This window comes from Lutibacter flavus (assembly GCF_900188355.1).
Taxonomy (GTDB): Bacteria; Bacteroidota; Bacteroidia; order Flavobacteriales; family Flavobacteriaceae; genus Lutibacter; species Lutibacter flavus.
In genome coordinates, this window is sequence record NZ_FZNX01000001.1 from 85,123 (window position 1) to 97,169 (window position 12,047).

Consider the following 12,047-nt stretch of genomic DNA (forward strand, 5'->3'; position numbering starts at 1 on the left):
TATATTTTTATATTAAATAATAAACTTTAGGTTTAGTTCCGGCTTCTGGAGCTAAGGTTTTATGTTTTCTGTTTTTTAGTAATCTGGAAACTTCACTATTAGGATTGTCTAAATCTCCAAAATACATGCACTTTGTTGGACAAACTGAAACACAGGCAGGTAATTGTCCTTTTTCTAATCTATGATGACAAAAAGTACACTTATCTACATATCCATCAGGATGTTGGAAACGAGCATCATAAGGACAAGATTCTATACAAGCACCACAACCAATACATTCATCACCCGTAACTAATACAATTCCATTGTCTAATTGATGACTTGCACCTGTTGGACAACATCTTACACATGGTGCGTTATCACAATGATTACATCTTTCAGATTTTAATTCGAGTTCAATTGTTGGATACGCTCCACTAACAGTTTCAGTAATCCAATCTCTACAATACCCAATAGGTACGTCATTTTCAGTTTGACAAGCAACTACACAATCGCTACATCCAACACATTTTAATGTGTCAATTACCATTGCATATCTCATATTTCAGTATTTTTATGTGGGTTTTCAGTTAAAATTTCAACAAAATTTCCTCTCATCCCTGTACCACCCATTATTGGGTCTACAGCTACTTTTGAAACTAGTTGTGTATCATTAATACCTTTAGCATAAGCTCTTGTTAATTTTTTGTTATCGTGTCCAAAACCATGAACCATATAAACAGAATCCCAACGAACTCTTTCAGTAACTCTCACTTTTATTGAGAACGTTGAAGTAATTTCATCTTGATTTCTTAACCAAACTCTTTGGCCAGTTTTTAAGCCTATTATTCTTGCAACTTTAGGATTTACCCAAAGATCATTTTCCTTTTTTAAATCATTTAAATTAGGATTGTTTGCAGTTCTGCTAAAAGTATGCATTGGAGCTCTACCATAGTTTAATCTATAAAAACCTTGAGGCGGTTCTGGATGAGCAGTATATTTTGGCATAGGATCAAATCCTAATTCTTTTAACTCTTTTGAATAAAACTCTATTTTTCCACTCATTGTTGGAAATTCATATTTTTCATCCTCTTTTAAATATAGAGATCTAGATTTACGAGGAAAGTTTTTTACGCCTATTTTTTCCATTTCTTCTAATGAAGTCCCCATCTTTTCTAATTGCCATTCTATTACTTCTTTGTAATCGTCATAAGCAAAATAGTCGCCTACTCCTAAACGTTCACCAAGTTGTTTTGCTATCCACCAAGATGGTTTTGAATCATATTTTGGTTTAACAGCTGGCATTCTTAATGCTATAGAAGGTTCTCTGTTTGTTGCAGATCTAATTCCATCAAAACGCTCTAAATATGTACATTCCGGTAAAACAACATCAGCATAACCTGTTACATCCATTGGCATCGTGTCAACCACAACCATAAATTCTAATTCATCCATGGCAGCTTCAAGTAATTTTCTGTCAGGAATGGATTTGGTTATGTTTGTTCCTGCTACTAACCATGCTTTTACAGGATATTTATTATCTGGGCTCGGTATTGAAGCTTTTATTACTTCAGTAGTAATTCCCATTTGTGCTAATGGATATTTTTCTCCAATTTCTTTCCAGCCCCATTTTGGATGATTATATGCAGGATGTGGATATTTTGGCACTTTAATACTTTCTTTAAAATAGAAACCACCTCTTCGTCCCCAAGAACCTAACAAGCCATTTAAAATAGCCATTGCTCTTGCACGTTGTGTATCATCTCCATACCAACTTACGTGTCTACCAGGATGAATAATTACAGAAGGTGCTGCATTACCCATTTCTCTTGCAGTTTCTCTAATAAGTTCAGGCTTAATTGTTGTTATTCCATAAGCCCATTCAGGAGTGAACGTACTTACATATTCTTTTAATTCATTAAAACCTAAGCCATATTTTTCTACATATTCTTTATCATATAAACCTTCTTCAATGATAACATTCATCCAAGCCAACATTAAGGCAATATCTGTAGCTGGTTTAATTGCTAACCAGTGTTTTGATTTACTTGCTGCTGTTGATAATCTTGGATCTACTGTAATTATTGTAGCTCCATTATCAATTGCGTCAGACATTTCCTGAACTTGAGAGTTATGCATATTTTCTCCAATATGAGAACCTATTAATACCAAACATTTGGTATCTCTAATATCTGTTGGTTCTGGAGAACCTATCCAAGATCCAAAAGTTGCATTAAAACCTGCTTCTCTTGCTCCTCTGCATTGTGCATAAGCTGGTTCAGCTATTGTGTCAGAACCTAAAGCTTTATATAAATGTTCAAAATGTTTTCCTGGTGCACCATGTTTCAATAATGCTAAAGATTCAGCTCCGTATTTGTCTTTTACAGCTTTAAATTTAGCAGCAATTAAATCGAGGGCTTCTTCCCAACTTGCTTTTCTAAAAGTGTCTTCGCCATTAACAGTAGTTCTAATTAAAGGTGTTTTAAGTCTGTCCTCGTCATTGTACATTCCAACACCACCAGTGCCTCTTGGACATAAACGACCATAACAATGTGGATCATTGTCATTTCCAATAATTTTTTTAATCTCACCATTTTCATTGGTGTAAGTCCAAGCTGCACATTTCCAAAAGCAAACTTCGCAATAAGTAGGTGTTCTTTTAAATTTTTTGGCAACGTTTTCTTTCACAAGTTCATCTAAATAGGGATTTGCTCCAAACATTTTTATAGCACTTGTTGTTGCTGCAACACCTCCCAAACCTAAAGCAGAAATTTTTATAAATTTTCTTCTTGAAGTAGTCATAAGTTTAATTATTTTAATCAGGTGTAAAGGTATTTACAGATAGAAGTTTAGAGTATGACAAAAGTCATACAAATCTAAATGAGATGGTAACAATGGTTACAATAAGTTATTGAAAATCAACAGTATATGTGTAACCAAAGTAACTTAATTGATGTAATGACCTGTATTGAAATACATTACTAAAACGCTTGTATTTTAATGTAATTATTATTAGAAATTAAATTGGTGTAAATTTGTATTGAATTACTTGTTGAAATGAAAAATAATAAGATTTGGTATTTTTTAGGAGCTGTTTTATTGATATCAATTTTCTTTTTTTTTATGAAATTAGGAAACCCTAATTCAAGAATTATAGAAAATAAGGAATATATTAAAATAGAAGATACTTCAAAAGAATCGTGTTTGCAATGTCATCAAAATACGAAAGGATATTCTAATTATCATAATCCGGATTTGATTGGTTGTGCAAGTTGTCATTTAGGAAATATAGTTTCAATGGATAAAGAGGAATCTCATAAAGGAATGATTTTAATTCCCGGGAATTTATCGGATGCCAAAGAAACGTGTGGTAAATGTCATCCAAATGAATTAAACAAAATTGAAAATTCCTTAATGACCACAAACAGTGGTTTGGTTGCTGTAGATAAATATATTTTTGGAGAAGCTGATTCTCCAAATTCCCAATATCACATTCAATTAATAGGGAATTCGGCTTCAGATAAACATATAAGGGATTTATGTGCTAATTGTCATTTAGGTGCTGAAAAAAAGGAATTTGGAGCAATTACACAACTAAGTAGAGGAGGAGGTTGCAATGCCTGTCATTTAAATTATTCAGAAGAAGCCAAAAAGGAATTAGAAACTTATTTGTCATCGAATAAAAAGGAGTTGCCTAAAATGCATCCAGCGACTAATATTTATGTAAAAAATGAGCATTGTTTTGGATGTCATAGTCGTTCAAGCAGAATTTCAACAAATTATGAAGGGTGGCAAGAAACAATGTTGGATGAAATTGATGTAGTTGGTAAAGAAGGGTTTAGAGTTTTAGAAGATAAGCGAGTTTATAAATATATTGAAGAGGATTTACACCATACGAAAGGGATGCTATGTATTGATTGTCATTCTTCACATGAAGTAATGGGTGATGGTAAACAATATACTCATGAAGAGCAAGCTGTAAAACTGCAATGTACCGATTGTCATTTTAATGAAAAACCCAATACAATGCCTTACGATTCTTTAGATGCAGAAAGCTTGTTGGTTTTTCTTCATAGAGATTATAAACATTATGATAAACAGATTATTGCTGTTAAAAAAGACAATCATCCTTTAGTAAATACTTTTGTAGATTCCCTTGGAAATGCATTTTTAATAGGTAAAAAAGATGGGAAACTCCATGATTTAAAACCTCAACCTGAGATTTGCTCTAGAGATAATGCACACCAAAATGTGAGTTGTTCAACTTGTCATTCTTCTTGGACATCACGTTGTATAGGTTGTCATAATGAGTTTGATAAAGATGAACCAAGAGCTTTCGATTTATTAGATAAAAAATATGGAAAAGGTCAGTGGAAAGAATATGTTGCTGAGTTTTCTTCATCATTACCGGCAATGGGAGTTAGGGAAAGTGAAAATGAGAAACATATTGAGCCAGCCGTGCCAGGTATGATTTTAACCATTGATAAAGGAAGTTATGCAGGAAAAGAATTAGGAGAAGATGTATCTTTTCATCGGTTGTATGCGCCAAACTCACCACATACAACAACTTCAAAAGTTAGAGATTGTAAAAGTTGTCACGCAAATCCGACAACAATTGGTTATGGAAAAGGTGATTTAAATTACGAAATTAAAAATGGAATAGGAGTGTGGAGGTTCACCCCAGAATATGCATTAAATCCAAATGATAATTTACCAGAAGATGCTTGGATTCCTTTTTTGAAAGAAGTTGAAAAAGGTGTTGTAAACTCTACTAGATTAGATTTTAGGCCATTTACAGTTAAAGAACAGCAGCAATTATTATTGGTTGGTGCTTGTTTACAATGTCATACAGATGATTCTAAAATTATGCAACAAAGTTTAATTGATGGAATAAAACCATTATTGAAAAAATTAGACAAAATTTGTATATTGCCTACTTGGAATAATTAGCTATGAATTATGATTAAAAAAATTGCCCTTTTTGTATTTATCCTTGTTTCAGTTATAGATATTGTTGGAATTGTTTTTAAGGAACCGAGTTTAATATTTTTGTTTAAACCATTTATTCTTTTATCATTATTATTTTTGTATTCAAGCTCTGTTTTAATTAGAAACAAGTGGTATGTAATGGCATTGATATTTTCATTTTTTGGAGATGTTTTTTTATTGTATCCGGGAGAATTATTTTTTATGATGGGTCTGGTTTCTTTTTTATTGGCTCATTTTATATATATAAAAATTGTTGTTGGAAGAATTAATAAAACCTCATTTACAAAAATAATTACGTCAATTATTCCATTTTTTATTGTGTTTAGTTTGTTGATTCTTTCTTTAAAAGATTCTTTAAATGAAATGCTGCTACCAGTAATAATTTATGGCTTAACAATTTCAATATTTGGTGTAGTTTCATTAATTGATTTTCAAAATACAAAGTCTAAGAAATCGTTATTAATGTTAATTGGAGCAATAGTATTTATGATCTCAGACTCGGTTTTAGCAATTAACAAATTTTATAATTCAACGCATTTATTTGAAGTTGTTATTATGGTAACTTATATATTGGCACAGTATTTAATTTACCGATCTATGATTTTAAAAACCGAAGAAAGTTAAAGTTTATAACCAATTAGTGGTATTTTTTTACGTTGTTTCCATAAAATTAGAATACTTAAAATTAGTACTATAAATGCCATATAAAATAATTTTCCACCATCATTATTAATTTCAATTCCAAGTTGAGTTAAATGCATTAGAACGGCACCACTTATAATTCCGATTGTTAATAAGGCTCCAGCCCAAATAGTTTTTGGAATTAAAATTAAAATTGCTGCAATTAATTCTAATACGCCAATTCCAATTCTTCCAAAAGGCTCTAATCCAACCTTTGTAAAAATGTAAATACTATCAGGATGTGCTGTAAATTTATATAGAAGTGTTTGCAGTAAAATAAAGGCAACTATAATTCTAAAAATCAAATAAACTTTAGTATTCATAATAAAAAAAACTTTCTCGTTTAGACGAAAAAGTTTTTAATTATTACATATTTCACTGTTTTTTAATTCGAAAAAACTTCATTATGTTGTTCCTGAACTCTAATAAAAGTAGTTCTTTTTGTTAGTTCTTTTAACCTATTTGCACCTACATATGTGCAAGTTGATCGTAAGCTTCCTAAAATATCCTGAACCGTATTTTCAACTGCACCTCTATATGGAATTTCAACCGTCTTTCCTTCAGAAGCTCTGTAATTAGCAACACCGCCAACATGTTTATTCATAGCGGTTTCTGAGCTCATACCATAAAATTGTTTGTGTTTTTTACCATTGATTTCAATGGTTTTACCTCCACTTTCTGTATGACCAGCAAGCATTCCCCCTAACATAACAAAATCCGCACCTCCTCCAAAAGCTTTTGCAATATCACCAGGGACTTTACACCCACCATCAGATACAATTTGTCCGCCTAATCCGTGGGCAGCATCCGCACATTCAATAATTGCAGAAAGTTGTGGATATCCAACACCTGTTTTTACACGGGTTGTGCATACGGATCCCGGACCAATTCCAACTTTAATAATGTCTGCTCCAGCTAGTAAAAGTTCTTCAACCATTTCGCCAGTGACAACATTTCCTGCCATAATTACTTTATCAGGGTATTGTTTGCGTGTTTGTTTTACAAAGTTTACAAAGTGCTCTGAATATCCATTTGCAACATCTATACAAATAAATTTTATTTGAGGATGATTATTAATAATTGTAGCTAGTTTTTTTGAATCTGGAGCGCCAGTTCCTGTGCTAACTGCAAAAAAGTCGGTTAAATCATCACTTATAGATTCCATAAATTCTTTCCACTGCTCAAGAGAATAATGCTTGTGTATTGCAGTAAATATTTTGTTTTTTCCTAACTCTTTAGCCATTTCAAAAGTACCAACGGTATCCATATTAGCGGCCATAATTGGAACGCCATTCCATTTGTATTTGCTATGTAAAAAGGTGAAATTTCTATCTAATGTTACTTGTCCTCTAGAACTTAAAGTTGACCTTTTTGGTCTAATCATTACATCTTTAAATCCTAATTTCAATCCAGTTTCTATTCTCATTCGATCTTCTTAAACTATTTATACTATTATACTTTTTCCTTTACTTGTTATATTTTTATCACTATCGAAATAAAAATCAATTCGCCCAATATTTATTCCATAACAGCCAACTTGATTCACTAATACATTTTCACCAACGCTATTTTTAGTTACAGTTGGTTTTGGTAAAAAAGTATGCGTATGACCTCCAATTATTAAGTCAATATCTTTAGTTTTTGAAGCTAAATTTAAATCGCAAATTTTAGATGGAGCGCTTTTATAGTAATAACCTAAATGAGATAAACAGATTACCAAATCGCATTGTTCTTCTTCTTTTAAAATTCTACTCATATCCTGAGCAATTTCTACAGGGTCTAAATAGTTGGTTTCTTTATACATTCTAGGATCTACTAATCCAGCAAGTTCAATGCCCAAACCAAAAACCCCTATTTTAATTTCATCTTTTACAAAAACCTTATAAGGTTTAATGTTTGTGTCTAAAACGGTGTTTTTAAAATCGTAATTAGCTGAAACAAAGTCAAATTTAGCATTGGGTAGTTGAGCAAATAAACCGTCAATCCCATTATCGAAATCGTGATTTCCAATTGTAGCAGCATCATATTTTAGCATACTCATTAATTTAAACTCAATTTCTCCTCCATAAAAGTTAAAATAAGGAGTTCCTTGAAAAATATCACCAGCATCTAATAATAATGTATTTGGATTTTCTTTACGAATATTTTCAACTAAAGTAGCTCTTCTGGCTACACCACCTTGATTTGGGGTTTTGTAATGATCTTCAGGAAATGGATCTATATGACTATGAACATCATTTGTATGTAAAATAGTAATGTGTTTTGATGTTTTTTTAGCAAATGATTCTAAAGATAAACCTCCTAAAGTTAGAAAGGCCGCTCCAGCTGACGATTTTTGTATAAAATTTCTTCTTTTCATAATTCTCTATTTTTCAGCACGAAATCTTCCGTCTAGTTTAACATTAATGGTGTCTTTATCTTTAAAATAATCAATAATAGCGTTTCTTACTTTGTAATTCAGGTTTTGAATTGAAACCGGATTTTTAAAGAAGTCCATTTTGTCGCCGCCATTTTGTAAATAATCTGATGTTAACACAAAATACGTTTTTGAATCGTTAAGTGGTAGGTTGTTTATTTTTAAATTATAACCTTTTTTGGTAATTTCTAAATTAATGTGTTTGGATAATGGGTGAGCTCTGTTGTTAGCAATTAGATAATTAACAAGTTCTTTAATTTTTTCTGAAGTTAATTCTACCACTACCAAATTATTTTCAAACGGCATTAATTGAAACGCATTTTCAGTTTTAATGTCACCTTTAGTAATTCCAGCTCGTATTCCTCCATAATTAAATAGTGCAAAATCAATGTTATTAGTTGTTCTGGATTTAAAAACAGGATTTGCCATATCAAAACACAAATCTGCCATTAAATTTCCAAGTGAACTTTCTAATTCACCATCAGTTCTAACTAAATCTTTTTCAGTATAGGAAAGAACAGTATTCATTTCAGCTTCAACTTTTTCTCTATAAGGTTGAATAAAATCTTCAATCTCCTTTTTAGATTGAATTTCTTCTGTTATTGGTAGTAGTTTTCCTTCAACTTTCACCAAAACTTGTGGTTCATTTTTACAACTTAATAATAGTAAAATTGTAAAAATTGAAATAATAATTTTTTTCATTGTTAGAATACTATCGATTTTATTTAATTTTGTCACTCAACCGTAAATATAGATGATTTTTACAGGAATAAAACGAAAAAGCAATCAAATATTTTTTAACAAAAGATTACCGGAATTACTTAATAATATTAATGAAGTTTCTTCAAAAAATTTAACTAATATACTGGTTATAGCAGATGATATTTCTGTAAAAGATGGTATATTAGCTAACTTGATTGATGTTTTAAAAATTTCGGAAAGTAATATTGAATTTGTAATTTTTCAACAAAAAATTCCGAAAGAAAACGAATTGAGTTATGTTTATTCTTTCAAAGATTTTGGATGGTATGGGAAAGTAAATTCAGCAGCGTTGAAAAATATTTTAACAAAAAAATATGATTTGTTAATAAACTATAGCAAAGTTGATAATTTATATAACAACCTATTAATATTGCAATGTGAAGCTGGATTTAAGGTGGGATTTGCGAGTTTAGACAATCGTTTATACGATTTGCTGATAGATTGTAAACCAACTGAAATTAGTTTGTTTAATAAGGAGTTAAAAAAATATTTAGAGATTTTAAATAAAATATAAATGAAGGAATTGTTAGGGACTGGAGTAGCGTTAGTAACGCCTTTTAATGAAGATAAATCGGTAGATTTCGTTGGGTTAGAACGTTTGGTTAACTTTCAAATTGAAAATGGTGTTAACTATTTGGTTGTTTTAGGTACAACTGGAGAACCTGCAACATTAACGGCAGCTGAAAAGGATCAAGTTAAGGCAACAATTATTAGAGTTAATAATGGGAGGCTTCCTTTAGTTATTGGTATTGGAGGTAATAATACAATGGCTGTAATTGACGAAATTAAAAACTCTGATTTAAGCGCATTTGCTGCAATTTTATCGGTTTCTCCATATTATAATAAACCAACTCAAGAGGGTATTTATCAGCATTTCAAAGCAATTGCAGGGGTAAGTCCAAAACCAATTATATTATACAATGTTCCGGGAAGAACAGGTAAGAATATTGAGCCAAACACTGTTTTACGATTGGCCAATGAATTTAAAAATATTGTAGCTGTAAAAGAAGCAGCAGGAGATTTAGTTCAGGCAATGCGTTTAATTGAAGGTAAACCTTCTAATTTTATGGTTATTTCTGGTGATGATATGATTGCACTGCCAATGGTTTTAGCAGGTGGATCGGGTGTAATTTCTGTAATTGGACAGGGCTTACCAAAGGATTTTTCGAGAATGATACAACATGGATTAAAAGGAGATGTTAAAAATGCAAATTTTTTACATTATAAAATTATGGATAGTATCGATTATATTTTTGAAGAATGTAACCCGTCTGGAATAAAAGTATTGTTAGCCAAAGTTGGTATTTGCAGCTCAGAAGTGCGTTTGCCATTGGTAAAAGCATCAGAAATATTAAAAGGAAAAATAAATAATTTTATTGATAATTATTAGTAATTTTACAGTTGTAATTTATCATTATTAAAAATTCGAACATTATGTTATCAGAAAATATGCAGGCAGCTTTAAATAAGCAAATTAGAATTGAAGCTGAATCTTCACAAATATATTTAGCAATGGCATCATATGCCGAAGGTAAGGGGCTTGAAGGAGCTTCTCAATTTATGTACGATGCTTCAGATGAAGAACGTCAACATATGTTAAAAATGTTTAAATATATTAATGAGCGTGGAGGATTTGCAAAAGTTTCTGAATTAAGTCAGCCAGCTTTAGAGTTTGGTTCAATTAAAGAAATGTTTGAAACATTATTTAAACATGAAGTTTTTGTTTCTCAAAGCATTAATGATTTGGTTCATATTTCATTAGAAGAAAAGGATTACGCAACTCATAACTTTTTACAATGGTATGTTGCTGAACAAATAGAGGAAGAGGCCCAGGCCAGAACTATTTTAGATAAAATTAATTTAATTGGGGACGATAAAGGAGGTTTATACTTGTTTGACAATGACATTAAACAATTAAACGTTGTAAGTTCAGTTGGGCCAACAACCGCGTAACAATTAACAAAGAATTAGGATTATTAGGCAATATATATTGCAAAAGCAAGTTATTTTTGTGGTTTACTAATGAATAAAAAATCATTTTAATAATCCATAATATTTAACTATTTTTGCCAAATGCTTAAAAATAAAATTTATATACTCATTTTATTAGTTGCTGTTGGTGTTTCATCATGTAGTGAGTACCAAAAAGTATTGAATAAAGGTTCTGTTGAGGAACAATATACAACAGCTACTAAATTATACGAAGATCAAAAGTATAATAAAGCCATTCAGTTATTTGAAAAAATAACTCCATCATATAGAGGGAAACCTCAAATGGAACGTATTCAGTTTATGATTGCACAATCGCATTATAACACCAAACTTTATACCCTTGCAGCATATTATTTTGATAAATTTGTAAAAAATTACCCAAAGAGTTCTAAGTTAGAAGAATCAGCCTACCTTTCTGCTCACAGTCATTTTTTAGCATCGCCAGTATATAGTTTAGATCAAAAAGATACAAAAGAGGCTATTACTGCTTTGCAAAATTTTTTATATATGTATCCAAACTCAGACAAGGTAGCTGAGGCAAATGACAACATTAAAATACTTACCAATAAATTAGAAAAAAAATCATTTGAAATAGCGAAACAATATTATCAAACTGAAGATTATATAGCGGCAATTGTTGCTTTTGATAATTTATTAGGTGAATTTTTAGGTACTTCGTATAAAGAAGAAGCCATGTACATTAAATTTAAATCTGCTTATGAATTAGGTATTAATAGTTATTTCATAAAAAAGGAAACCAGACTTGTTGATGCTAAAAAAGCACATGAAAGATTTAAACGAAGTTACCCAAAATCAGAATATTTAGAAGAAACTGAAAAGTTAGTATTAAACTTAGATAAAGAGTTGAATTCTTTAATTGCATTAAAAACAGAAAAAAATGGATTATAAAAACACCAAGGCAGCTGCAACAACAGTAACTTACGATAAGAATAAAATTGAAGCTCCTACAGAAAATATTTATGAAGCTATTACAATTATAGCTAAAAGAGCTGAACAAATTAGCGGTGATTTAAAAAGTGAACTTATTGAGAAATTAGAAGAGTTTGCAACTTATACTGATAGTTTAGATGAAGTTTTTGAAAACAAAGAACAAATTGAAGTTTCTAAGTTTTATGAAAAATTACCAAAACCAACTGCACTTGCTGTTGAAGAATGGTTAGAAGGGAAAATTTATCATAGAAATCCAGAAGTAGATACCAAACAATAA

13 protein-coding genes are annotated in these 12,047 nt (G+C 30.8%); 7 read left to right on the top strand and 6 right to left on the bottom strand.

Translation table 11 applies throughout. The annotated features are described in order from the left end of the window. Window positions 1-7: 7 nt before the first annotated feature. Window positions 8-541 (bottom strand): 4Fe-4S dicluster domain-containing protein, encoded by a 534-nt coding sequence (locus CHB63_RS00425; RefSeq protein WP_089376468.1) that lies wholly within the window; start codon window positions 539-541, stop codon window positions 8-10. Next, window positions 538-2,781: a molybdopterin-containing oxidoreductase family protein gene (locus tag CHB63_RS00430; RefSeq protein WP_089376469.1), complete on the bottom strand. Its 2,244-nt coding sequence runs from the start codon at window positions 2,779-2,781 to the stop codon at window positions 538-540. Before CHB63_RS00430 ends, CHB63_RS00425 begins: the two co-directional genes overlap by 4 nt. A gap of 255 nt (window positions 2,782-3,036) precedes the next feature. Here CHB63_RS00430 and CHB63_RS00435 point away from each other — a divergent pair, with 255 nt between their 5' ends. Then, a complete protein-coding gene (locus tag CHB63_RS00435; protein WP_089376470.1) occupies window positions 3,037-4,929 on the top strand; it encodes a hypothetical protein in 1,893 nt (630 codons plus the stop codon). A 9-nt stretch (window positions 4,930-4,938) separates the two neighbouring features. Further along, window positions 4,939-5,592 carry a lysoplasmalogenase gene (locus CHB63_RS00440; RefSeq protein ID WP_089376471.1) on the top strand — a complete coding sequence of 218 codons (654 nt, stop codon included), beginning with the start codon at window positions 4,939-4,941 and terminating at the stop codon, window positions 5,590-5,592. Here the strand turns inward: CHB63_RS00440 and CHB63_RS00445 are convergent. The 4 genes from CHB63_RS00445 to CHB63_RS00460 form a co-directional block, all read right to left on the bottom strand. Next, window positions 5,589-5,972 carry a DoxX family protein gene (locus CHB63_RS00445; protein ID WP_089376472.1) on the bottom strand — a complete coding sequence of 128 codons (384 nt, stop codon included), beginning with the start codon at window positions 5,970-5,972 and terminating at the stop codon, window positions 5,589-5,591. The genes CHB63_RS00440 and CHB63_RS00445 overlap by 4 nt on opposite strands. A 62-nt stretch (window positions 5,973-6,034) precedes the next feature. Then, on the bottom strand, window positions 6,035-7,075 hold the full coding sequence (locus CHB63_RS00450) for a GMP reductase (protein WP_089376473.1): 1,041 nt from the start codon (window positions 7,073-7,075) through the stop codon (window positions 6,035-6,037). An 18-nt stretch (window positions 7,076-7,093) separates the two neighbouring features. Then, complete coding sequence (locus CHB63_RS00455) at window positions 7,094-8,008, bottom strand: bifunctional metallophosphatase/5'-nucleotidase (RefSeq protein WP_089376474.1); 915 nt, start codon at window positions 8,006-8,008, stop codon at window positions 7,094-7,096. 6 nt (window positions 8,009-8,014) lie between these two features. Then, window positions 8,015-8,767 carry a 5'-nucleotidase C-terminal domain-containing protein gene (locus CHB63_RS00460; protein ID WP_089376475.1) on the bottom strand — a complete coding sequence of 251 codons (753 nt, stop codon included), beginning with the start codon at window positions 8,765-8,767 and terminating at the stop codon, window positions 8,015-8,017. 52 nt (window positions 8,768-8,819) lie between these two features. On the opposite strand from CHB63_RS00460, the gene CHB63_RS00465 reads away from it, so the two are divergent. The 5 genes from CHB63_RS00465 to CHB63_RS00485 all read left to right on the top strand — a co-directional run bounded on the left by CHB63_RS00465 (window position 8,820) and on the right by CHB63_RS00485 (window position 12,047). Then, the gene (locus CHB63_RS00465; RefSeq protein WP_089376476.1) at window positions 8,820-9,341 is read left to right on the top strand and encodes a DUF6913 domain-containing protein; all 522 of its coding nucleotides are present in this window, start codon (window positions 8,820-8,822) and stop codon (window positions 9,339-9,341) included. Next, window positions 9,342-10,217 carry a 4-hydroxy-tetrahydrodipicolinate synthase gene (gene dapA / locus CHB63_RS00470; protein WP_089376477.1) on the top strand — a complete coding sequence of 292 codons (876 nt, stop codon included), beginning with the start codon at window positions 9,342-9,344 and terminating at the stop codon, window positions 10,215-10,217. A 44-nt stretch (window positions 10,218-10,261) separates the two neighbouring features. After that, window positions 10,262-10,780, top strand: coding sequence for a ferritin (locus CHB63_RS00475; RefSeq protein ID WP_089376478.1), 519 nt, complete (start codon window positions 10,262-10,264; stop codon window positions 10,778-10,780). Window positions 10,781-10,900: 120 nt separating this feature from the next. Further along, window positions 10,901-11,728 (top strand): outer membrane protein assembly factor BamD, encoded by an 828-nt coding sequence (locus CHB63_RS00480; RefSeq protein WP_089376479.1) that lies wholly within the window; start codon window positions 10,901-10,903, stop codon window positions 11,726-11,728. Beyond that, the gene (locus CHB63_RS00485) at window positions 11,718-12,047 is read left to right on the top strand and encodes a DNA-directed RNA polymerase subunit omega (protein WP_089376480.1); all 330 of its coding nucleotides are present in this window, start codon (window positions 11,718-11,720) and stop codon (window positions 12,045-12,047) included. The genes CHB63_RS00480 and CHB63_RS00485 overlap by 11 nt, the downstream gene beginning before the upstream one ends.

What these genes read in the sequence shown, in the direction of transcription:
- CHB63_RS00425 (WP_089376468.1), bottom strand. Translation starts at nt 541, where the DNA reads ATGAGATATGCAATGGTAATTGACACATTAAAATGTGTTGGATGTAGC.
- CHB63_RS00430 (WP_089376469.1), bottom strand. Translation starts at nt 2,781, where the DNA reads ATGACTACTTCAAGAAGAAAATTTATAAAAATTTCTGCTTTAGGTTTG.
- CHB63_RS00435 (WP_089376470.1), top strand. Translation starts at nt 3,037, where the DNA reads ATGAAAAATAATAAGATTTGGTATTTTTTAGGAGCTGTTTTATTGATA.
- CHB63_RS00440 (WP_089376471.1), top strand. Translation starts at nt 4,939, where the DNA reads ATGATTAAAAAAATTGCCCTTTTTGTATTTATCCTTGTTTCAGTTATA.
- CHB63_RS00445 (WP_089376472.1), bottom strand. Translation starts at nt 5,972, where the DNA reads ATGAATACTAAAGTTTATTTGATTTTTAGAATTATAGTTGCCTTTATT.
- CHB63_RS00450 (WP_089376473.1), bottom strand. Translation starts at nt 7,075, where the DNA reads ATGAGAATAGAAACTGGATTGAAATTAGGATTTAAAGATGTAATGATT.
- CHB63_RS00455 (WP_089376474.1), bottom strand. Translation starts at nt 8,008, where the DNA reads ATGAAAAGAAGAAATTTTATACAAAAATCGTCAGCTGGAGCGGCCTTT.
- CHB63_RS00460 (WP_089376475.1), bottom strand. Translation starts at nt 8,767, where the DNA reads ATGAAAAAAATTATTATTTCAATTTTTACAATTTTACTATTATTAAGT.
- CHB63_RS00465 (WP_089376476.1), top strand. Translation starts at nt 8,820, where the DNA reads ATGATTTTTACAGGAATAAAACGAAAAAGCAATCAAATATTTTTTAAC.
- dapA (WP_089376477.1), top strand. Translation starts at nt 9,342, where the DNA reads ATGAAGGAATTGTTAGGGACTGGAGTAGCGTTAGTAACGCCTTTTAAT.
- CHB63_RS00475 (WP_089376478.1), top strand. Translation starts at nt 10,262, where the DNA reads ATGTTATCAGAAAATATGCAGGCAGCTTTAAATAAGCAAATTAGAATT.
- CHB63_RS00480 (WP_089376479.1), top strand. Translation starts at nt 10,901, where the DNA reads ATGCTTAAAAATAAAATTTATATACTCATTTTATTAGTTGCTGTTGGT.
- CHB63_RS00485 (WP_089376480.1), top strand. Translation starts at nt 11,718, where the DNA reads ATGGATTATAAAAACACCAAGGCAGCTGCAACAACAGTAACTTACGAT.